The following is a 21770-nucleotide window of genomic DNA, read 5'->3' on the forward strand; positions in this document are numbered from 1 at the left end:
CCTCCCTCCACCCACCGGCTGACCGGCCGCATCAACCGATCGGTGGATGGGGGTACGCCACGGCCGGGTCAGTCACGCCGGGGGTGCAGCGCCCGGCAGACCTCGTAGGACGGCAGCAGGCCCGCCCGCTCGGCCTCGGCCAGGCCGGGGGCGTTCCGGTCGCGCTGGGAGACCAGATACTCCAGGTCCGTGGGCCAGGGCAGGCCGAGCGCCGGGTCGAAGGGGTCGATCTCGTGCTCGGCGCCCGGGTTGTACTCCGCCGAGTTCAGATAGGCCGCCACGGTGTCGTCCCGCAGCGCGATGAAGGCGTGGCCGAGGCCCTCCTCCAGATACACCGCCCGGTACGAGACGGGGTCCAGGCGCACACTGTCCCAGTGGCCGAAGGTGGGCGAGCCCACCCGCAAGTCCACCACCACATCGAGGAGTTCGCCGCTGGTGCAGGTCACCATCTTGGCCTGGCCCGGGGGTACGTCCGCGTAGTGCACTCCGCGGACCGTGCCGCGCCGGGAGACACTGTGGTGGTTCTGGCCCAGGCGCAGCGGATGGCCGACGGCCGCGGCGAAGGCCGCTTCGGTGTAGTGGGCGACGAACGCGCCACGCTCGTCGCGGTGGACGTCCGGGCTGAACTCGTAGGCGCCGGAGACCGCCAGCTCACGTACCTTCATCGGCCGTGCTCCATGGTGAGCTTCTCCAGCACCGGCACCACATCGTGCGGGGTGGGGGTGTGCAGGTTCTCCTCGCGCAGCCGCCCGGCGGTCTCCTGGTACGTGGCGTCCCCCAGCAGCCGTTCGACGCTCTCCCGCAGCACCTCTGCGGTCAGCTCGGAGGCGTGCACGGCCAGTCCGGCACCGGCCTCGTGCAGACTGGTGGCCTTGTTCCACCAGTCGCCGTAGCGGATGGTGGGGATGAACTGCGGTACGCCGTTGACCAGTGCGGTGCCCCAGGAGCCGAAGCCGCCGTGGTGGATGAGGACCGCGGCGCCGGGCAGCAGGGCGTGCAGCGGGACGAAGTCGACGATGTGGGTGTTGGCGGGGATCTTCTCCAGGGCCTCGACCTCCTCGGGCGGCAGCGCGGCCACCACGTCGATGTCCATGGTCCCGAGGGTGTCGATGATGTCGGTGACCGGCATGAAGGTGCCGCCCAGGGCCGCCCGTGCGGAGACGCCGGAGGTCAGCACGACCCGCGGCCGCTCGGGGACCTCGCGCAGCCAGTCCGGGATCTCACAGGGGCCGTTGTAGGGCAGATAGCGGACCGGGACCCGGTGGACCGAGAGCGGAAGCTGGAGGCTGGTGGGGATCTGGTCGATGGTCCACTGGCCGACCACGACCTCCTCGTCGAAGGTGCGGTCGTAGCGGGCGAGAATGCCGCCGAGCCAGTCGGCCAGCGGATCCTCGCGGCGCTCCTCGGGCTGCTCCGCGAGGCGGGTCAGGAACACCTCGCGCATCTTGGAGTAGATGTCGATACACCACAGCAGCCGGGCGTGGGCGGCGCCCACGACCCGGGCGGCCACCGGGCCCGCGTAGGTGACCGGGTCCCAGATGACCAGATCGGGCTGCCAGTCGCGGGCGTAGGCCACCAGCTCGTGCACCATGCAGTCGTTGTAGGTCTGGTACGCGAACATCACGCTGACCTTGAACTTCATCAGCACCTGTTCCCAGGAGTGCTGATCGAGGTCCGGAGTGGACCAGTCGGACAGCGGGTTCTCCAGCGAGTCGCGGTTCTGCGTCAGCATCTCGTGGAGATTGTGGTCGGTGCCGACGGAGACGGCCGTCAGACCGGTGCTCTTGATGTGCTCGGTCAGCGCGGGGTTGCTGGCGACATGCACCTCGTGGCCGGCCGCGGCCAGCGACCAGGCGAGCGGGACCATGGTGAACAGGTGCGATTTCTCGGACACCGTCGCGAAAAGGATACGCATCGTCGGTTTCTCTCTCAGTCGATAGGTCGTCGGGGGCGGGCGGTGGCCGCCCGCAGGGTGTCCGTGATGACTCCGGCCACCGCTGCCTTCTGTTCACCCAGGTAGAAGTGGCCGCCGGAGAAGACCTCCAGCCGGAAGGAGCCCGAGGTGTGCTCCCGCCAGCCCGCCATCTCCGGGGCCCTGACGCGGATGTCGCTGTCGCCGACGAGCCCCACGATGTCGCAGCGCAGCCTGGCGCCGGGCCGGTACTCATAAGTCTCTGCCGCCTTGTAGTCGCTGCGGATGGCCGGCAGGGTCAGCCGCAGCAGTTCGGCGTCGCCGAGGATGCGCGAGTCGGTCCCGCTGACCAGCTGGAGCTCGGCGATGAGCCCGGCGTCGTCGCGCCGGTGGATGTCCAGGCTCCGGTGGTGTGAGGGCGCGGGCCGGCCCGAGGCGAAGAGCGCCACGGGGACGGTTCCCAGCTCCCCTTCGAGCAGCCGGGCCAGCTCGAACCCGACGCTCGCGCCCATGCTGTGGCCGAACAGCGCGATCGGCCGGTGTGCGGTCAGTGGCGTCAGCGCCTGGAAGATCTCGCCCGCCATCTCATGGATGTTCTCGATGGGCGCGTCATGGCGGCGGTCCTGCCGTCCCGGGTACTGGACGGCCAGCGCCTCCACGGTCGGCGGCAGCAGCTCGGAGATGGGGAAGTAGAAGCTGGCGGCTCCTCCGGCGTGCGGCAGGCAGACCAGGCTGACCTCGGCCTCCGGACGCGGATGGAACCTGCGGAACCACAGGCTCTCATCGGTGACGGGCAACGCCATGGTCGTCGTTCCTTTCGCGGTGCGGGGAGGGCGCCTCGGCGGCGGGTGCGGGGGTGGTCAGGCGCCGTCGCGCGGCAGGGACTCCAGCCAGTCCTCGATGGCCTGGGCGGTGGGGAGGGAGTGGTCCTCCATCATGGTGAAGTGGTTGCCGCGCACATCGACGATGTCGTGCGGCAGCTCCCAGAAGGACCGCCAGTCGGGCAGCTCTTCGAGCTTCAGCGAACCGGTGGACAGCGGCTCCAGCGCGCGCACGAGGAGGGTGGGGGTCGCGATCGGCTCGGGATCCCAGCTTCCGAAGAGGTTGAGATACCAGCCCATGGCCGACAGCCGGTCGTCGTCCATGGTGACGAACACGCCCTCGCGCTCGGTCATCCCGTCCATGAGCGAGAGCCCGAACTGGTTGAGGATGCTGCTCTTGGGCACGTACGTGTCCACCAGCACCACCGCGGTCGGCTGGATGCCCATCCGCTCCAGATGTCCCGCCGCCGCATGGGCGAACCAGCCGCCCGCCGAGGAACCGAGCAGCACGATCGGCGCCCCGTCCGCGGCCTTCGCCACCGCCTCGGCCTGGGCGGCGACCACCGCGTCCGCCGTCTCCGGAAGGGGCTCGCCGCGGCCGAAGCCCGGCAGCGCGAGCGCCGACACATCGCGCCGGCCCCGCTGCGAGGCCGCGAACCGCGCGTACTGGTGGATGCCCGCGACCGCCAGGCACGAGGAGAAACAGAACATGTGCTGCTCGGCCGGGCCCTTGCTGAGCCTGACCGGCGTCGGCAGCTTCGCCAGCTCGGAGGTGGCGCTGAACCGGGGCCGCAGCGCCGCCGTGGCGTGCAACAGGTCGAAGATCTCTTTCCATTTCCCGGTCTCGAACGCCTGGGTGTAGAGCGCGCTCAGCGTGGTGGACTCACCCGCGGCGGCGGCCGTCGTGCCCGTGGGCGTCTCCACGGACGGGCCCGACTGCCGGGCCGCGGCCAGGTCCGAGCGGAGCCGGGCGGCCAGATCGGTGGGCGTCTCGTGGTCGAAGACGAGCGTGGCGGGAAGCCTCAGCCCGGTGGCCGCGTTCAGCCGGTTGCGCAGTTCGACCGCGGTGAGCGAGTCGAAGCCGGAGTCCACGAACTCATGGGTGGCGCCGATGGCGGACGGGTCCGGGTGGCCGAGCACGGTGGCCACCTGCGTGCGCACCAACTCCACCAGTACGGCTTCCTGTTCGGCCTCGGACAGCCCGGCGAGCCGTTCCCGCAGCGCGGAGTCGCCGCCCGGTGAGCCGGCGCGCGTGGTCGCGCCCGCCCGGCGCGCCGGTGCCCGCACCAGTCCGCGCAGCAGCAGCGGCACCGAGCCGGATCCGGCGTTCGCGCGCAGCGCCGCGAGGTCGAGCCGCATCGGGATCAGCAGCGGAGTGTCCAGGGCGAGGGCGGTGTCGAGCAGTTCCATGCCCTGTTCGGAGGTGAGCGCGGCCACGCCCGAGCGGGCGGCCCCGGCCGTGTCCGCCGTGCCGGTCATCGTGCTGGTCTGCGCCCACAGCCCCCAGGCGAGGGAGTGGGCGGGCAGCCCCTGCGCCCTGCGGGTCTGCGCGAAGGCGTCGAGGAAGCCGTTGGCGGCCGCGTAGTTGCCCTGTCCGGCGCCGCCGAGCACACCGGCGGCCGAGGAGAAGAGCACGAAAGCGGCCAGGTCCAGCTCCCGGGTGGCCTCGTGGAGGTGGAGTACGGCGTCGGCCTTGGGCCGCAGCACCGTGTCCATCCGCTCGGGGGTGAGCGAGGAGAGCACTCCGTCGTCCAGTACCCCGGCGGTGTGGAACACCCCGGTCAGCGGGTGGTCGCCGGGCACCTGGGCCACCAGGGCGGCCACGGCGTCCCGGTCGGCGGTGTCGCACGCCGCCACGGTCACGGTGGCGCCGAGCGCGGTCAGTTCGTCCCGCAGCCGCCCGGCGCCCTCGGCGGCCGGTCCCCGGCGGCTGGTCAGCAGCAGATGGCGGACGCCGTGCCGGGTCACCAGGTGGCGGGCGAGCAGCCCGCCGAGCGTACCGGTGGCGCCGGTGATCAGAACGGTGCCCTCGGGGTCCAGCGCACGCGTGGCGCCGGTTTCGCCCTGGGCGCGGGCGAGCCGCGGGGTGTGCGCCTGGCCGGCGCGCAGCGCGAGCTGTGGCTCGCCGGAGGGGAGGAGCGCCGGGAGGGCCCGTACGGACTCCTCGTGCTCGTCGATGTCGACGAGGGTGAACCGGTCGGGGTTCTCCGACTGCGCCGAGCGCACCAGGCCCCAGACGGCGGCGCCCGGCAGATCGGTGACGTCCGCGCCGGGCGCGGTGGCCACGGCGCCACGGGTGACGAACACCAGCCGGGAGTCGGCGAACCGCTCATCGGCCGACCAGCTCTGGGCCAGCTCCAGGGCGGCGCCCAGGGAGGCCCGTACGGCGTCGGCCGGTGCGCCGGGCCCGGCCTGGCAGCACACCAGGACCGCCGCGGGGGCGGCCGTACCGGCGTCGACGGCCGCGCCCAGCGACTCCAGGTCCACATACGACTCCAGGTGGACCCCGGCCGCGAAGAGGCTCTCGGTCACCTCCAGTCCGTCGTCGCCGACCAGCGCGGCCCGGGTCAGCGGGGTGGCCGGGGCGGAACCGGCGAGAGCGGGCCAGTCGAGCTGGAACAGTGCCTCGTTGCTCGCGGCGCGGGCGCCGCTGAGCTGATCGCCGGTCATCTTCCGCAGCAGCAGGCCCTCGACGGTGGCCACCGGGCGGCCGGTGGGGTCGGCCACCGCGAGCGCCACGGTGTCCTCCCCGGCCGGGGAGATCCTCACCCGCACCTCGTCGGCCCCGGCGGCGTGCAGCGACACCCCGGTCCAGGAGAACGGCAGCCGCCCCTGCGCCGTCTCGGGGTCCTCTCCGGCGAAGAGGGTGCCGAGCGCGATGCCGTGCAGGGAGGCGTCGAGCAGGGCCGGGTGGATCCCGTACGCGGCGGCGGCCGGCTGCTGCTCCTGGGCCAGCCGTATCTCGGCGAACACCTCGTCGCCGCGCAGCCAGGCGGCCCGCAGGCCCCGGAAGGCCGGGCCGTAGCCGAAGCCGCCCGCCGCGTACCGCTCGTACATGTCGCTGACGTCGAGTTCGGTGGCATCCGCCGGAGGCCACGCGGTCAGCTCCGCGGGGGTGGCCGGGGCGGCGGTGGCGAGCGTGCCGGTGGCGTGCGGGGTCCACGGCTCGCCGAACCCGGCGCCCTCGGGGCGGGAGTGGACGTTCAGCGGGCGCCGTCCGCTCTCGTCGGGTTCCCCGGCGGTCACCCGGAGGGTGAGCGCGCCACGGGCGGGGAGGATGAGCGGCGCCTGGAGGGTCAGCTCCTCGACCTGGTCGCAGCCGACCTGGTCACCGGCCTGGATCGCGAGCTCCAGGAAGGCGGTGCCGGGGAAGAGGACCGTGCCGGACACGGCGTGGTCGGCCAGCCAGGGCTGGGCCGCCAGGGACAGCCGGCCGGTGAGCACCAGGCCGTCGGTGTCGGCGAGTTCGACGGCGGCGCCCAGCAGCGGATGCCCGGCGGAGCCAAGACCCGCGGAGGTCACGTCGCCGGCCCGGTCGGGGCCGTCCAGCCAGTAGCGCTGCCGCTGGAAGGCGTACGTGGGCAGCTCCACCCGGCGGGCGCCACGGCCCGCGAACACCTTCTCCCAGTGCACCTCGCCGCCGTGGGCATGCACCCGGCCGACCCCGGCCAGCAGCGACTCGGCCTCACCCCGGTCCTTGCGCAGCAGCGGGACGAACGCGGCGGCATCGGTGCCGGAGACGCACTCCTGTCCCATCACGGACAGCACACCGACCGGGCCCAACTCGACATAGCGGGTCACGCCCTGGTCCTCGAGGAACCGCATGCCGTCCTGGAACCGCACCGGCTGCCGCACATGGCGCACCCAGTAGTCGGGCGTGCACAGCTCCTCGGCCGCCGCCTGGCCGGTCACATTGGACACCACCGCGATCCGGGGGGTGGCGTAGGACAGCTCGCCGACGACCTTGGCGAACTCCTCGAGCATGGGGTCCAACAGCGGCGAGTGGGCGGCGACGCCGACCCGCAGCCGCTTGCTCTGGACGCCCACCGCTTCCGCGATCCGCAGGACGGTCCTCTCGTCACCGGAGATCACCGTGGCGGCCGGGCCGTTGACCGCGCCCAGGGCCACCTGGTCCTCGTGGCCCGCCAAATGGGGCAGCACCTCGGCCTCGCCGGTCTGCAGCGAGACCATCGCGCCTCCGGCGGGCAGCGCGTCCATCAGCCGGCCCCGGGCCGCGACCAGCGCACAGGCGTCCGGCAGCGAGAACACGCCCGCCACATGCGCCGCCGCCAGCTCGCCCACCGAGTGGCCGACCAGGAAGTCCGCGGTCACGCCCCAGGACTCCAGCAGCCGGTACAGCGCCACCTCGACGGCGAAGAGGCCGGTCTGGGTGTAGAGGGTCCGGTCGAGCAACTCGGCGTCCTCGCCGAAGACCACGTCGCGCACCGCGTGCTCGACATGGCCGTCCAGGTGGCGGTCGAGTTCGGCGCAGACGGTGTCGAACGCGGTGGCGAAGACCGGGAAGGCGGTGTGCAGGGTGCGTCCCATGCCGAGCCGCTGTGCGCCCTGCCCGGTGAACAGGAACGCCGTCTTGCCCGCACCGGCCACCGCGCCGTGCGTGACGCCGGAGGCCAACTGGTCCAGTTCACCGAGCAGTTCGGCACGGTTCGATCCCACGACCACCGCGCGGTGGGTGAAGGCGGAGCGGGTGAGCGCCAGCGAGTAGCCGATGTTCACGGGGGACGGCTCGGGCGCGCCCGCCACATACGACCGCAGTCGCGCGGCCTGAGCCCGCAGGGCCTCCTCGGTCCGACCCGACAGCGGCCACGGCACCAGGTCACAGGCGGCGGGCCCGGTGTCCGCGGGGGCCTCGGCCTCGGTCTCGTCCTCGTTCCCGGGCTCCTCGGCGGGGGCCTGTTCCAGGATCACATGGGCGTTGGTGCCGCTGAATCCGAAGGCGGACACGGCGGCGCGGCGCGGCCGCTCGGTGTCCGGCTCGGGCCACGGCCTGGCCTCGGCCAGCAGCCGTACCGCGCCCGACTCCCAGTCGACGTTGGGTGTCGGCTCCTCGGCGTGCAGTGTCTTGGGCAGCACGCCGTGGCGCAGCGCCAGTACGGTCTTGATGATCCCGCCGACGCCCGCGGCGGCCTGGGTGTGGCCGATGTTGGACTTCAAGGAGCCGAGCCACAGCGGCCGGTCCTCGGGCCGGTCCTGGCCGTAGGTGGCGAGCAGCGCCCCGGCCTCGATGGGGTCGCCGAGCGAGGTGCCGGTGCCGTGGGCCTCGACCGCGTCCACATCGGCGGCGGTGAGCCCCGCGTCCGCCAGCGCCTGCCGGATGACGCGCTGCTGGGAGGGGCCGTTGGGAGCGGTGAGCCCGCTGCTGGCGCCGTCCTGGTTGGTGGCGGAGCCGCGGACGAACGCGAGCACCCGGTGGCCGTTCTCCCGCGCGTCGGACAGCCGCTCCACGAGCAGCATGCCCACGCCCTCGCCCCAGCCGGTGCCGTCGGCGGACGCGGCGAACGCCTTGCAGCGGCCGTCGGAGGCGAGCCCGCGCTGCCGGCTGAAGTCCACGAAGGCCACCGGTGTGGACATCACCATCGAGCCGCCGACGAGGGCGAGTTCGCACTCCCCGCGGCGCAGCGCCTGCGCGGCGAGATGCAGGGCCACCAGCGAGGACGAGCAGGCGGTGTCCACGGTGACCGCGGGGCCTTCGAGACCGAAGGTGTAGGCGATACGGCCGGAGGCGATACTGCCGGAGCCACCGCTGCCGACGTATCCCTCGACATCGTCGGGCACCTGGCGCAGCCGGGTCGCGTAGTCCTGGTACATCACCCCCGCGAAGACCCCGGTGCGGCTGCCGCGCAGCGTGGCCGGGTCGATCCCGGCCCGCTCCAGGGCCTCCCACCCGGTCTCCAGCAGCAGCCGCTGCTGCGGGTCCATGGCCAGGGCCTCGCGCGGGGAGATGCCGAAGAACGCGGGGTCGAAGTGGTCGGCGTCGGTGACGAAGCCGCCTTCCCGCGCATAGCTCGTCCCCGGCTTGTCCGGGTCCGGGTCGTAGAGGGCCTCCAGGTCCCAGCCCCGGTCGGCGGGGAACTCGGTGACCGCGTCACGGCCGTTCGCCACCAGCTCCCACAGGTCCTCAGGGGACGCCACACCGCCGGGGTAGCGGCAGGCCATCCCGACGATGGCGATGGGCTCGTGGTCCTTGGCCTCGGCCTCCTGAAGGCGCTGGCGAGTGCGGTGCAGATCCGTGGTCACTCGCTTGAGGTAGTCGCGGAGCTTTGCCTCGCTCACCGTGTACCGCCCATCTCTTTGATTTCCAACTCCGGGTACTGTCAGGACAGGCCGAGTTCGTTCTCGATGAAGTCGAAGATCTCGTCGTCCGAGGCGGCGTCGATGCGGCCGGCGACCGCGTCCTCCGCGTCCTCCGGGCCCTGGCCGAGCCGTACCAGCAGGTCCTGCAGACGCGAGGCGAGCGTGGTGCGCGCCTCGTCGTCGGTGGCGACCCGGGCCAGATTGCTTTCCAGGGCGTCGAGTTCCGGAAAGGCCATCGACGCGGCGGTGAAGGTCTCCGGGGCGATCTCCGCTTCCAGGTACGCGGCGATCGCCGTGGAGGTGGGGTAGTCGAAGAGCAGGGTGACCGGCAGCCGCCGGCCGGTGGCCTTGCCGAGCTGGTTGCGGAGTTCGACCGCGGTGAGCGAGTCGAAGCCGAGGTCCAGCAGACCGCGTTCCGCCTCGACGGCGGCCACCGAGTCGAAGCCCAGCACCCCGGCGACGGTCGTGCGGACCAGGTCCAGCAGGAACCGGCCGCGCTCGGCCTCCGGCAGGCTGGAGAGATGCTGCTTGAGCCCCTCGGGCCGGCCAGGTGCGGCCCCGGCTCCCGCACCCGCGACGGCCCGCCGGGCGGGTTTGGCGGGCGCGGCCCTCACCAGCCCGCGCAGCAGCGCCGGTACGTCACCGGAGCGCGCCGTGAGCCCCGCGGTGTCGAGCCGCATGGGCAGCACGACGGCGGCGTCCACGGCCCGTGCGGCGTCGAAGAGCCTGGCGCCGTCCTCCGAGGAGAACGGGACGATGCCACCGCGCGCCAGCCGGTTCAGATCGGCGCCCTCCAGCTTTCCGGTCATGTCGCTGCGCTGGGCCCACAGCCCCCACGCATGCGACTGGACGGGGCGGCCCTGGGCGCGGCAGTGCTGGGCGAAGGCATCGAGGAAGGCGTTGGCCGCCGAGTAGTTGCCCTGGCCCATCCCGCCGAAGGTGCCGGCGATGGAGGAGAAGAGGACGAGCGCGGACAGGTCCAGGTCGCGGGTCAGTTCGTGCAGGGTGAGCGCGGCGTCGACCTTGGGCCGCAGCACCCGGTCCATCCGCTCAGGGGTGAGCGAGGACACCACCCCGTCGTCCAGGACGCCCGCCGTGTGCACGACGGCCGTCAGCGGATGTGCGGCGGGGACGGTGGCCAGCAGCGCCGCCAGCGCCTCCCGGTCGGCCACATCGCAGGCGGCGAGGGTGACCTCGGCGCCCAACTCCATGAGTTCCGCCCGGAGTTCGGCGGCGCCTTCGGCCTCCGGTCCGCGGCGGCCGGCGAGCAGCAGATGCCGCATACCGCCCTCGGCCACCAGATGGCGGGCGATGACCCCGCCGATGGTGCCGGTGGCTCCGGTGACCAGCACCGTGCCCTCGGGGTCCCAGGCGGGCGGGGCGGTGTCGGGGGCGGGGGTGGCGGCGAGCCTGGCCACCGTGATGTCGCCCCGGCGCACCGCCAGTTGCGGCTCGTCGAGGGCGAGCGCGGTCGGCAGTGCGCCCACCGACTCCTCGTGCTCGTCGAGGTCGACGAGGACGAACCGGTCGGGGTTCTCCGACTGCGCGGAGCGCACCAGGCCCCAGACGGCGGCATGGGCCAGAGCGGGCACCTCAGCGCCGGGCGTGGTGGCCACCGCGCCCCGGGTGACGAACACCAGGCGGGAGTCGGCGAACCGCTCCTCGGTCAGCCAGGCCCGGACCAGCGCCAGCGCCCGGTGGGTCGCCGTCCGTACGGCCTCGGCCACCCCCTGGGGCTCCGGTGCGCAGGGCACCAGCACGGTGGCGGGCATGGCGGCCGGGTCGGCGGGCAGCGCGTCCAGGTCGCGGTAGGTGTGCGCGTCGAGTCCGACCAGCTTGAAGTCGTCGTCGCCGAGCAGGCCCCAGCTCCCGGCGGGGTGCTGCTCGGGCGCGGCGGCGGAGGTGTCGGCGGCCACCCAGTCGAGCCGGTAGAGCGTGTCACCGCCGGTGGCGGCGTCGCCGAGCCGTTCGGGCCGCTTGCGCAGCACGAGGGATTCGACGGTGGCCACCGGACGGCCGATGGTGTCCGCCACGGTCAGGGCCACCGTGTCGGCGCCGCCCGGTGTGAGCCGCACCCGTACCTCACCGGCCCCGGCGGCGTGCAGCGACACCCCGGTCCAGGAGAACGGCAGCCGGCCCTCGCCATCCTGGAACGTCGGGCCGAGCGCGATGGTGTGCAGCGCGGCGTCCAGCAGGGCCGGGTGCAGTCCGTAGCCGGTGGCGGCTGACTGCTGCTCCTGGGCCAGCCGTACCTCGGCGAACACCTCGTCGCCGCGCAGCCAGGCCGCGCGCAGCCCCTGGAACGAGGGGCCGTAGCCGAAGCCGCCCGCCGCGAACCGCTCGTACAGGTCCTCGACCTGGATCGGTTCGGCGCCCGGCGGCGGCCACGCCCCGCCCAGGTCGTAGGAGCCCTCGGCGGCGCCGACCGCCAGCACACCGGTGGCGTGCCGGGTCCACGGCAGCTCCCGCTGCGCGTCCTCGGGGCGGGAGTAGACGTTCAGTGTGCGGTGGCCGTCCTCGTCGGGCGCGTCCACCACCAGTTGCAGGGTGACGGCTCCGCGCTCGGGGAGGATGAGCGGCGCCTGGAGGGTCAGCTCCTCGACCCGGTCGCAGCCCACCTGGTCACCGGCCTGGATCGCGAGCTCCAGGAACGCGGTGCCGGGGAAGAGGACCGCGTCCAGGACCGCGTGGTCGGCCAGCCAGGGCTGACCACGCGTGGACAGCCGCCCGGTGAGCACCAGGCCGTCGGTGCCGGCGAGTTCGACGGCGGCGCCCAGCAGCGGATGCCCGGCGGAGCCGAGACCGGCCGAGGCCACATCGCCCACGGTGGCGGGCGCGTCCAGCCAGTAGCGCTGCCGCTGGAAGGCGTACGTGGGCAGCTCCACCCGGCGGGCGCCACGGCCCGCGAACACCTTCTCCCAGTCCACCTCGCCGCCGTGGGCATGCACCCGGCCGACCCCGGCCAGCAGCGACTCGGCCTCACCCCGGTCCTTGCGCAGCAGCGGGACGAACGCGACGTCATCGGTGTCGGTCTCGGCCAGGCACTCCTGGCCCATGGCGGAGAGCACACCGGCGGGGCCGATCTCGATGAAGCGGGTCACCTTCCGCCCGGCGAGGAAGCGGATGCCGTCCCCGAAGCGCACCGCCCGGCGGACGTGGCGCACCCAGTACTCCGGCGAGCACAGCTCCTCGCCCGCCGCCTCACCCGTGACGTTGGAGACCACCGCGATCCGCGGCGCGGAGTAGCCGATCCCGGCGGCCACCGTGCCGAACTCGGCGAGCATGGCGTCCATCAGCGGCGAGTGGAAGGCGTGGGACACGGTGAGCCGCTTGCTCTTGCCCCCGACCGCCTCCGCGATCCGCAGGACGGTCTCCTCGTCACCGGAGATGACGGTCGCCCGCGGCCCGTTGACCGCCGCCACGCTCACCCGGTCCTCATGGCCTTCGAGATGCGGCAGCACCTCGGCCTCGGCCGCCTGGAGCGACACCATCGCACCGCCCTCGGGCAGCGCCTGCATCAGCCGGCCCCGGGCCGCCACCAGCGCACAGGCGTCCCGCAGCGAGAACACGCCCGCCACATGGGCCGCCGCCAACTCGCCCACCGAGTGGCCGACCAGGAAGTCCGGGCGCAGGCCCCAGGACTCGACCAGCCGGTACAGCGCCACTTCGAGGGCGAACAGCCCGGTCTGGGTGAACACGGTCCGGTTCAGTGGCTCCGGGTCCTCCCCGAACACCACCTCCCGTACCGAGCCGTCCAGATGAGGGTCCAGCTCCGCGCACACGGCGTCGAACGCCGCCGCGAACACCGGGAAGGCGTCGTACAACTCCCGTCCCATACCGGGTCGTTGAGCGCCCTGCCCGGTGAACAGGAAGGCCGTCTTCCCGGTGTCGGCCACCGTCTCCTGGGCCGTCCCCGAGGCCAGCTCCGCCAGGCCCCGCAGCAGCTCCTCCCGCTCGGCGCCGACGACCACGGCACGGTGGCCGAAGGCCGAGCGGCTCGTCGCCAGCGCATAGCCGACGTCCACCGGGCGCAGCTCCGGCCGCTCCTCCAGATGGGCCCGCAGCCGCCCGGCCTGCGCCCGCAGCGCCGTCTCACTCCGCCCGGAGAGCGCCCAGGGCACCACATCGGAGTCGATCGACCGCTCGGCCACCGGCGCGGTGGGCTCGGGGCCCTGTTCCAGCACCACATGCACATTCGTGCCGCTGACGCCGAAGGCGGACACGCCCGCTCGCCGCGGCCGTCCCGTCCCGGGCCACTCCCGGGCCGCGGTCAGCAGCTCCACCGCACCGGCCGACCAGTCCACGTCGGGCGAGAGCTCATCGGCGTGGAGGGTCTTCGGCAGCACACCGCGGCGCAGCGCCAGCACCATCTTGATGATCCCGGCGACACCCGAAGCGGCCTGCGTGTGGCCGATGTTGGACTTGAGCGCACCCAGCCACAGCGGCCGGTCCGCGTCCCGCCCCTGGCCGTAGGTGGCCATCAGGGCCTGTGCCTCGATCGGATCGCCGAGCCGGGTGCCGGTGCCATGGGCCTCGACCGCGTCCACATCGGCGGCCGACAGGCCGGCGCCGGCCAGCGCCTGGCGGATCACCCGCTGCTGGGAGGGGCCGTTGGGGGCGGTAAGGCCATTGCTGGCGCCGTCCTGGTTGACGGCGGAGCCGCGCACCAGGGCCAGCACCTCATGGCCGTTGGCCCGCGCGTCCGAGAGCCGCTCCAGCAGCAGCATGCCGACGCCCTCGGCCCACCCGGCGCCGTCGGCGTCCGCCGAGAACGCCTTGCACCGGCCGTCGGGGGCCATGGCCCGCTGCCGGCTGAACTCGATGAAGGTGTCCAGCGTGGACATCACGACGACGCCGCCCGCGAGCGCCAGCGAGCACTCCCCCTGGCGCAGCGCCCAGACCGCCTGGTGGAGGGCGACCAGCGAGGACGAGCAGGCGGTGTCGACGGTGACCGCGGGGCCTTCGAGGCCGAAGGTGTACGAGATGCGCCCGGACGCCACGCTGCTCGCGCTGCCGGTGGCCAGATAGCCCTCGAACTCCTCGGGCGCGCGGCCGAAGCGCGATCCGTAGTCGTTGTAGCTGGCGCCGATGAAGACTCCGGCCTGGGTGCCCTTCACCGAGGCCGGGTCGATCCCGGCCCGTTCGAACGCCTCCCAGCTGGTCTCCAGCAGCAGCCGCTGCTGCGGGTCGATGGCGAGCGCCTCGCGCGGGGAGATCCCGAAGAACTCGGGGTCGAAGTGGTCGGCCTCGTGGAGGAAGCCGCCGCCGGTGGCGTAGAAGGTGCCCGGCTTGTCGGGGTCGGGGTCGTAGTGGCCCTCGATGTCCCAGCCGCGGTCGGTGGGGAAGTCCGAGACGGCGTCGCGGCCGTCCATCAGCAGCTGCCACAGCTCCTCGGGGGTGGTCACCCCGCCGGGCAGGCGGCAGCTCATGGCCACGATGGCGATCGGGTCGTCGTCGGCCGCGACGGTGGCGGGCACCGGGCCCGCCGGGGCGGTGGCCTCGGTGTCTCCGGCGCCGCTCTCGGCCAGCAGGAAGCGGGTCAGCGCGGTGACGGTCGGGTAGTCGAAGACGAGGGTGACCGGCAGCCGCAGTCCGGTGGCCGCGTTCAGCCGGTTGCGCAGGTCGACGGCGGTGAGCGAGTCGAAGCCCAGTTCGCGGAAGGCGCGCCCGGACTCGACCGCCGTGGTGTCGGGATAGCCGAGCGCGGCGGCCACTTCGGTGCTGACGAGGTCGGCCAGCGCGTCCTCGGCCTCCTGCGGCGACAGTCCGGCCAGCCGCTGGGCGAGCGGGGTGTCCGCGTCGGCCGTGGTGGCGTCCGCCGCGTCCGTCCGCCGGGCGTCGGGGAGTTCGCCGAGCACGGCGGCCCCGTCCAGCGAGGGGGTGGCGGCGATGAGCCGGTCCCACTCGATATCGGCCACGGCCACATGGGTGTCGCCCACGTCCAGGGCACGCTGCAGGGCGCCGATCGCCGGGTCGGGCGCCATCGCGGGCATACCGGTGGCCCGCAGCCGCGCCTCGACCGCCTCGTCGACCAGCCCGCCACCGGACCACGCGCCCCAGGCCACGGAGGTGGCGGGGAGGCCCTGGGCGCGGCGGGCGTGGGCGAGCGCGTCGAGGAAGGCGTTGGCGGCCGCGTAACTGCCCTGGCCGGGGCCGCCGAGCGTGCCCGCGAAGGAGGAGAAGAGCACGAAGGCGGACAGCTCGCGGTCGCGGGTGAGCTCGTGCAGATGGAGCGCCGCGTCCACCTTCGGGCGCAGCACCCCCTCGGCGCGCTCGGGGGTGAGGGTGTCGAGCACCCCGTCGTCCAGGACGCCCGCGGTGTGGACGACCGCGTCGAGCGGGGCCTGGTCCTCGTCCAGCGTGGCGAGGAGGGCGGCCAGCGCGTCGCGGTCGGCGGCGTCGCACGCGGCCACGGTCACCCGGACCCCCGACTCCCGTAGCTCAGCGGCGAGTTCGGCCCCCCCGGGGGCGCCGGGGCCCCGGCGGCCGGCGAGCACCAGGTGTTCGGCTCCGCCCCGGGCCAGCCAGCGCGCAACATGGGCGCCCAGGCCGCCGGTGCCGCCGGTCACCAGCACGGTGCCGCGCGGGCGCCACGGCGCGGTGGCGTCGGTCAGCGCCGCCGAGGCCCTGACCAGCCTGCGCCCGTGGACACCGGAGGCGCGCACCGCCACCTGATCCTCACCGGTCGGCCGGCCCGCGAGCACTCCGCACAGCCGGGCGATGGCGCGGTCGTCGAGGGTGCCGGGCAGGTCGACCAGACCGCCCCGGCGCCGCGGGTACTCCGCGGCGGCGATCCGGCCCAGGCCCCAGGTGAGGGCCTGCAGCGGGTGGTCCAGTACGTCCGCGCGGCCCACGGACACCGCCCCGCGCGTGGCGTACCAGATGGGGACGTCGGCGCCGGTGTCGCCGAGCGCCTGCAGCAGGGCGAGGTTGAGGGCGAGGCCGAGCGGCTGTGCCGTGCCCGCCCCGTACGGCTCCTCGGCGAGCGCGAGGAGCGAGAGCACCGCGGTCGGTGGCGCGTCCGCCGTCGCCTCGCCGAGCCTGCGGGCGAGCGCCTCGCGTACGGCGTCCGCTTCGGTCAGCTCCACCAGCCGGACCTGGGCGCCGCGTTCCCGCAGCACCTCCGCGACCCGCGGGCCTTCCGGCGCTCCGGCGGGCGCGGCGATCAGCCAGGTGGCGCCAATCGACGACCGGTCGTGCGGGGCGGTGAGCGCGTCGCCCAGGGGCGTCCAGGTGATGTGGTAGCGCCAGGAGTCGAGTACCGACCGCTCGCGACGCGCCCGGCGCCATGAGGCCAGTGCCGGAACCACCATGGCCAGGGACGACTCCTCGGCGTCCACCTCCAGCGCGGCGGTCAGCGCGGCCAGATCCTCGCGCTCGACGGCGTCCCAGAACTCGGCGTCCACCGGGTCGCCTCCGGCGGCGGCCACCGGTGCCGGGGGCTGCTCCAACCAGTAGCGCTGCCGTTGGAAGGCGTACGTCGGCAACTGCACCACGGACGCGCCCAGCCCGGCGAACACCGCGGCCCAGTCGACGGCCACCCCGCGGACGAACGCCTCGCCCAGCGAGGCCAGGAACCGCTCGGGACCGCCCTCATCACGCCGCAGCGACCCCACGACCACCGCGTCCTCGACCGTCGCCTGCAACGGCATCGTCAACACCGGATGGGGGCTCATTTCAAGAAACGTCCCGAACCCGGCCGCCGACAGAGCCCGCACCGCCGACTCCAGCTCCACCGTCTCCCGCAAATTGGTGTACCAGTACCCGGCGTCGAGCCCGGTGGTCTCGATGGTGTCGCCGGTGACCGTCGAGCAGAACGGCACCTCGGCGCGGCGCGGGGCGATCGGGGCCAGGGCGTCGAGGAGTTCGTCGCGCAACTCCTCGACATGGGCCGAGTGGGACGCGTAGTCCACCGGAATGATCTTCGCTCGTACGTCCTCGGCCTCGTACTCCGCCTGGAGTTGGCGCAGCGCCTCCGGGTCACCGGACACCACGATCGAACCGGGGCCATTGACCGCCGCCACCGAGATACGGCCCTTCCAGGCCGTGATCCGCTCGCGCACCCGATCGGCGCTCTCGGCGACGGACATCATGCCGCCACGACCCGCCAGCCCACGCCCGATGGCCTGCGAGCGCAACGCCACCACCCGCGCCCCGTCCTCCAACGACAACGCACCCGCCACCACCGCCGCCGCGATCTCCCCCTGCGAATGCCCCACCACCGCAGCAGGCACCACCCCACACGCACGCCACACCTCCGCCAACGACACCATCACCGCCCACAACGCCGGCTGCACCACATCCACCCGCCCCAACCCCGGACCCCCACCCCGCAACACCTCACTCAACGACCACTCCACAAACCCCGACAGCGCCGCCTCACACTCCGCCAACCGGCCCGCGAACACCGGCGAAGAATCCAGCAGCCCCACCGCCATTCCAGCCCACTGCGACCCCTGCCCCGGGAACACGAACACCGGACGGGCATCGGTCGCCGTGACTCCCTCGCCGCGCACCACGTGCGGGGACTCGCCGCCCGACGCCACAGCGCCCAGTGCGTCGATCAGCTCGTCACGGTCGACACCCAGGACCAGCGCACGGTGGTCGAAGCGGCCGCGGGTGGTGGCGAGCGAGTGGCCGATGTCGGCCGGGGAAAGGCCGGGGCGCACGGTCACATGCGTCAGCAGCCGCTCGGCCTGCGCCCGCAGGCCCGCCGCGCTCTTCGCCGACAGCACCCACGGGACCAGTCCCCCGCCCACGGGGGCGTTCCCCTCGGCCGAAGTGCCCGAAGGCTCCGCAGCCTCCTCTTTGGGAGCCTCCTCGATGATGGTGTGCACATTGGTGCCGCTGGCCCCGAAGGCCGAGATACCGGCCCGGCGGGGCTCCTCGCCACGCGGCCACTCCCTGGCCTCGGTCAGCAGCTCCACCGCCCCCGACGGCCAGTCGATCCGCGAGGAACGCTCCTCGGCGTGGAGCGTCTTGGGCAGCAGGCCGTGGCGCATGGCCTGCACCATCTTGATGACACCGCCGACACCCCCGGCGGCCTGCGGATGGCCGATGTTGGACTTCAGCGAGCCGATGAGTACGGGGCGGTCCGCCGCGCGGTCCTTCCCGTACGTGGCGAGCAGCGCGCCCGCCTCGATCGGGTCGCCCAGCGGGGTGCCGGTGCCATGGGCCTCGACCGCGTCGATCTGCTCCGCCGTCAGGGCGGCGTTGGCAAGCGCCTGGCGGATCACCCGCTGCTGGGAGCGGCCGTTGGGGGCGGTGAGGCCGTTACTGGCGCCGTCCTGGTTGACGGCGGAGCCACGCACCAGAGCCAGCACCGGGTGGCCGTTGCGGCGGGCGTCCGAAAGCCGTTCCAGCAGCAGCATGCCGACGCCCTCGCCGAGGCCCATGCCGTCGGCGCCCTCGGCGAACGCCTTGCAGCGGCCGTCCTGCGCCAGTCCGCGCTGCCGGGCGAAGCCGATGAGCCCCATCGGGGCGCCCATCACGGCGGCGCCGCCCGCGAGGGCGAGGGAGCAGTCGCCCTGGCGCAGCGACTGGCAGGCCAGGTGGAGGGCGACCAGCGAGGAGGAGCAGGCGGTGTCGAGGGTGACGGCAGGGCCCTCCAGGCCCAGGGTGTAGGCGATGCGGCCGGACATGATGCTCGCGGAGATGCCCGTGACCAGGTGGCCCTCCAGCCCTTCGGGCATATGGGGCCAGTCGGGGATGTAGCCCTGGTAGGCGGCGCCCACGAAGATGCCGGTCTTGCTGCCACGCAGGCCCGCCGGATCGATTCCGGCGCGCTCGAACGCCTCCCAGGAGGTCTCCAGCAGCAGCCGCTGCTGCGGGTCCAGCACGGTGGCCTCGCGGGGCGAGATGCCGAAGAACGCCGGGTCGAACTGGTCGGCGTCGTGCAGGAATCCGCCCTCGGTGGCGTAGACGGTGCCCTGCCGGTCGGGGTCCGGGTCGTACAGGTTCTCCAGGTCCCAGCCGCGGTTGCCGGGGAAGCCGGAGATGGCGTCGCGCTCGCCGGTGACCAGCTCCCACAGGTCCTCGGGGCCGCGCACATCGCCCGGGTAGCGGCAGCTCATCGCCACGATGGCGATGGGTTCGCGGGACGCGGCGGTGAGTTGCTGATTGGCCCGGCGCAGCCGTTCGGTCTCCTTCAGAGACTCCCGCAGCGCGCCAACGATCTTGTCGGTTGGGTTTGCCATTGTCAGCTCCGCAGTCGAGTCTCGTCAGAGGTCGTTCTTGTCGTAGGCCATGCGGACGAGGTCATCCACGTCCAGGTCGTCGATGGACTCGGCGGGCTCCTCGTCCACCGGTCCGGTGGCGGGGTCGTGGGAACCGGCCAGCCGCAGCAGCTCGTCCAGCAGCCCGGATTCGCGGAGCCGGAGCAGGGGGATGGAGGTCAGCGCCGCGCGGACCTCGGCCTCCTCGGGGTCGAGGCCGGTGCCCGCGGTGTCGTCGGGGAAGAGTTCGGCGCCGATGTGTCCGGCGAGCTCCTCCGCGCTCGGGTAGTCGAAGACGACGGTGACGGGGAAGCGGAGCCCGGTCGCGGTGCCCAGGCGGTTGCGCAGGTCGACGGCGCTCAGGGAGTCGAAGCCCAGCTCGCGGAAGGCGCGCTGGGCGTCGACGGCCTCCGGGCCGGGGTAGCCGAGCACGCTGGCGATCTGGGAGCGCACCAGCGACAGCACGGCCGCCTGCCGGTCCGCCGGGGCCAGGTCGGCCAGCCGGTCGCGCAGCGAGGAGGACTCACCTGTCGTCTCCGCCCCCGTGTCGGCGTCGGCGGCGAGGATCCGCGCCACGTCGGGCACCTGGCCGATGAGCGGGCTGGGCCGGGCCGAGGTGAAGACGGGGACGAACCGCTCCCAGTCCACGTCGGCGACCACCACCACGGTCTCGTCCCCGTCCATCACCTGCCAGAACGCGTCGATGGCGAGCCGGGGGGTCATGAACGGGATGCCCCGGCCGCGCAGTTGCTCCTCGGCGAGATTGGCGGCCATGCCGCCCTCCTCGGGGCTCCAGATGCCCCACACCACCGAGGTGGCGGTGAGGCCGCGGGCCCGGCGGTTCTCGGCGAGCCCGTCCAGATAGGCGTTGGCGGCGGCGTAGGCACCGTGTTCGCCACTGCCCCAGACGGCCGAGATGGAGGAGAAGAGCACGAAGGAGTCGAGCGTGTCCCGGTCGAAGAGGGCGTCCAGGTTGGCGGCGCCCGCGACCTTGGCCTCCGCCGTGTCGGCGAACTCCGCCAGATCGGTGTCGGCGAGCGGGACGAGCACACCGGCACCGGCGATGTGCAGCACGGAGCGGATCGGCAGGCCCTCGGCCTCCACCTCCCGTACGAGCGCCTCCAGCGCGGCACGGTCGGCCACGTCGCACGCGGCCACGGTGACCTTGGCGCCCAGCTCGGTCAGTTCGGCCTTGAGCTTGTCCGCGCCGGGCGCCTCGGGGCCGCGGCGGCTGGTGAGCACCAGGTGTTCGGCACCGGCCTGGGCCAGCCGGCGGGCGATCTGGGCTCCGACGCCACCGGTGCCGCCGGTGAGCAGCACGGTGCCCTCGGGGGTCCAGGAGGCGCCGCTCCCCCGGTGTCCGGCGGCCCGTATCAGCCGCCGGGTGAACACACCGGAGGGCCGCAGGGCCAACTGGTCCTCGTCGCCGAGACGGCCCGCGAGCGCGCCGCACAGCCGTGTGGTGACCCGGCCGTCGACGGTGCCCGGCAGGTCGATCATGCCGCCCCAGCGCTGGGGGTGTTCGAGGGCGGCGACCCGGCCCAGTCCCCATACGGCCGCCTGGGCGGGGCTGTCGAGGACATCGGTGCCCCCGACGGACACGCCCCCACGGGTGGCCAGCCACAGCGGGGCCGCAATCCCGGTGTCGCCGAGGGCCTGGACGAGGGCGAGGGTGAGCGCGAGGCCCATGGGCACCCCCGCGTGGCCGGGGTGCGGTGCGTCGGCGAGCCCGAGCAGGGAGAGCACCCCGGCCGGGGTGTCTCCGGCGGTGGCCTCGGCGAGCCGTGCGGCGACCGCGGCACGGTCGGCCTCGGCCGCCTCGACGGTGACGACCGTGGCTCCGTTGGTCTCCAGACCGTCGCGTACGGCGTCGATGAGCTCGGTGCCGGGGTGTCCGGCCGGGACCACGAGCAGCCAGGTGCCGGTCAGGGCCGCCGAGGCCGGGTCCGACATCCGGTTCCAAGTGACGTGGTAGCGCCAGGAGTCGAGCACGGACCGCTCCCTGCTGCCGCGACGCCATGAGGACAGCGCCGGGAGCACGGTCCGCAGCGACGACCGCTCCTCCTCGGCGTCCACCTCCAGCGCGGCGGTCAGCGCCGCCAGATCCTCGCGCTCGACGGCGTCCCAGAACTCGGCGTCCACCGGGTCGCCTCCGGCGGCGGCCACCGGTGCCGGGGGCTGCTCCAACCAGTAGCGCTGCCGTTGGAAGGCGTACGTCGGCAACTGCACCACGGACGCGCCCAGCCCGGCGAACACCGCGGCCCAGTCGACGGCCACCCCGCGGACGAACGCCTCGCCCAGCGAGGCCAGGAACCGCTCGGGACCGCCCTCATCACGCCGCAGCGACCCCACGACCACCGCGTCCTCGACCGTCGCCTGCAACGGCATCGTCAACACCGGATGGGGGCTCATTTCAAGAAACGTCCCGAACCCGGCCGCCGACAGAGCCCGCACCGCCGACTCCAGCTCCACCGTCTCCCGCAAATTGGTGTACCAGTACCCGGCGTC

General features: G+C 73.6%; 4 protein-coding genes and 1 pseudogene. All 5 read right to left on the reverse strand.

Annotated features, from left to right (window positions below):
* Nucleotides 1-68 precede the first annotated feature (68 nt).
* Nucleotides 69-665: a dTDP-4-dehydrorhamnose 3,5-epimerase family protein gene (locus J5X86_RS24620; RefSeq protein ID WP_208518915.1), complete on the reverse strand. Its 597-nt coding sequence runs from the start codon at nucleotides 663-665 to the stop codon at nucleotides 69-71.
* Nucleotides 662-1894 (reverse strand): activator-dependent family glycosyltransferase, encoded by a 1233-nt coding sequence (locus J5X86_RS24625; RefSeq protein WP_208518916.1) that lies wholly within the window; start codon nucleotides 1892-1894, stop codon nucleotides 662-664. The genes J5X86_RS24620 and J5X86_RS24625 overlap by 4 nt, the downstream gene beginning before the upstream one ends.
* Before the next feature lie 35 nt (nucleotides 1895-1929).
* A complete protein-coding gene (locus J5X86_RS24630) occupies nucleotides 1930-2715 on the reverse strand; it encodes a thioesterase II family protein (protein WP_208518917.1) in 786 nt (261 codons plus the stop codon).
* 57 nt (nucleotides 2716-2772) lie between these two features.
* Nucleotides 2773-9072 carry a type I polyketide synthase gene (locus J5X86_RS24635; protein WP_243981311.1) on the reverse strand — a complete coding sequence of 2100 codons (6300 nt, stop codon included), beginning with the start codon at nucleotides 9070-9072 and terminating at the stop codon, nucleotides 2773-2775.
* Nucleotides 9069-21770 (reverse strand): annotated as a pseudogene (locus J5X86_RS24640) (type I polyketide synthase); the annotation flags it as partial. The gene J5X86_RS24635 and the pseudogene J5X86_RS24640, both read right to left, overlap by 4 nt.

The organism is Streptomyces sp. NEAU-YJ-81, assembly GCF_017592595.1.
Lineage (GTDB): Bacteria > Actinomycetota > Actinomycetes > Streptomycetales > Streptomycetaceae > Streptomyces > Streptomyces hygroscopicus_B.